2 protein-coding genes are annotated in these 1,767 nt (G+C 67.7%); both read right to left on the bottom strand.

The window, feature by feature from the left end; genetic code table 11:
• Nucleotides 1-533: DUF1501 domain-containing protein (locus tag ACLD7X_RS16565; protein WP_411424786.1), on the bottom strand; the 533-nt coding region annotated here is incomplete at its 3' end.
• 15 nt (nt 534-548) lie between these two features.
• Nucleotides 549-1,767 (bottom strand): DUF1800 family protein (locus tag ACLD7X_RS16570; RefSeq protein ID WP_411424787.1); only part of this gene is annotated, 1,219 nt, incomplete at its 5' end.

Below are 1,767 nucleotides of genomic sequence, written 5' to 3' on the forward strand. Positions count from 1 at the left end.
TGATACTGCGCCTTGGTAGTGGGCCCGATCAGCGGACCGACGTTGGTGACCGCAGCCAGCCGCCCAGCCTGCCAGAGCGGCACAAGCGGGGCCATCACCGGGTGGATCGCAAAGGTGCGCGCCGACGCATTGGTGCCGGCGGGGATCGGGTTGGGCGTGCGCGGCGTGATCGGCAGAACGCCGCCGAAGAACTCCGGCACGCTGCGCGAGGAGACGCGCCCCGTGAGCGGAGACGTGGCGCCCGCCGCCACCGGGGCAGTACCAACCGGCATGAGGGCGATGGGGTCATTGCCGATGTTGCGCGCGGACCAATAGCGGCCCCAGCTGTCAGAGTCTGTGGCGAGCAGCATGTTGTGGGCGTCGTTGCCGCCGAACATGAACAGGCACACGAGGGCGCGATAGTCCGGCGCCGATTGGGCGGCGGCCGAGCTCATGGTGGTCAGTTGGGCTGCGAATGGGGCTGCCGCGCCGAAAACCGACAAGGCTCCGCCCATCTTCAGCAGGTGGCGGCGCGTGGCGTCTTGGAGTGCCATGGGTCGTCTCCTGTCTCAGCGTTGAACGAGGTAGTCGGGCGAGGCCATCGACAGCAGGACAGCCGTGTTGACCCGGCTCCGGCGCGCGGCGTCGATCTGGGCCTGCGTGGCGGTTCCGCCCGGAATGGCGATCGAGTTCACCGCCTCCAGGACGCGGGTCCGGGTTACGGGCGGCATCTGGCCGTAGAACAGGAGCCGGTTCATCCGATCAACCAGCGCCGCCCCATCATCGGCGACCGCCAGTTCGTCGGCGTAGCTGGCGCGCACGTCTGGCACGCCCCCCGTCGAGACGCCGATCCCATTGGCGATCGCGCCCTGCATCGTGTTGACGTAGCCCGCCACCGACACTTCATCGACGATCTGCATCTCGGGCGCTCGCAGGTTGCGCGAGCCGAGCTGGGTGGTCGAGGGCGGCACGAAACCCGGCCGCCAGAAATTGAAGACCGACGGGCTGGCCAGCGGGGACTGCCCCAGCGACTGGTTGCTGGACGTGCTTGTGATCAGCCAGTTGCCGCTCGCCGAGGTCGCCCCGAACGCCCGCATCCAGTTGGTCATGCGGATCACCGGTTCGCGCAGCTTGCCAAAGGCGGGGTTGTCGGCGTTGGCCATGTTGCGCGCTTCCGGATCAGTCAGCACGGCGCGGATCACCGCCCCCATGTCGCCGCGCGCGCCCTGGCCGTTGTTGTTGAACACCCGGGCCACCCGCTCGACATAGGCGGGGGTGGGATTGGACGTGACGAACTGCTGGATCAGCCGGGTCGCCATGAAGGGGGCGACGTTGGGATGGTTGGCGATCGTGTCGAGCGCGACGCGAAGGTCCTCGCGCATCGTCTCCTGCGTCGCGGCGGTCCGCGCGGGGATGGTGACACCGAGGAACGTCTTCGATCCCAGCGAATGATATTGGGGATAGAAGATCATCGGCCGGACGAACGCGTCGGCCTGGCGGCTGCCGCCGAAGAAGGTGCTGTTGGTCGGCGTCGGGTGCCACCAGCTGAGCCCGGTGAACACTTTGGCGAGCTCTGAGATGTCGCGGGACGTGTAAGCCGGGATGCGGTTGCCGTTCGCGTCGGTTCGGACCGTGCCGTCGAGGTTCAGCTCGTAGAGCCCGATCGACATGAGCTGCATCACTTCGCGGGCGTAATTCTCGTCCGGGGTCCGGGTGCCGGCGGCATCCTCGCGCTGATTGGCGAGGTAGGTGAGATACCGCCCCATCACCGGCGACAGCGTCACGTCC

Origin of the sequence: Aphanothece microscopica RSMan92 (genome assembly GCF_046613545.2) — a bacterium.
Lineage (GTDB): Bacteria > Cyanobacteriota > Cyanobacteriia > PCC-6307 > Cyanobiaceae > NIES-981.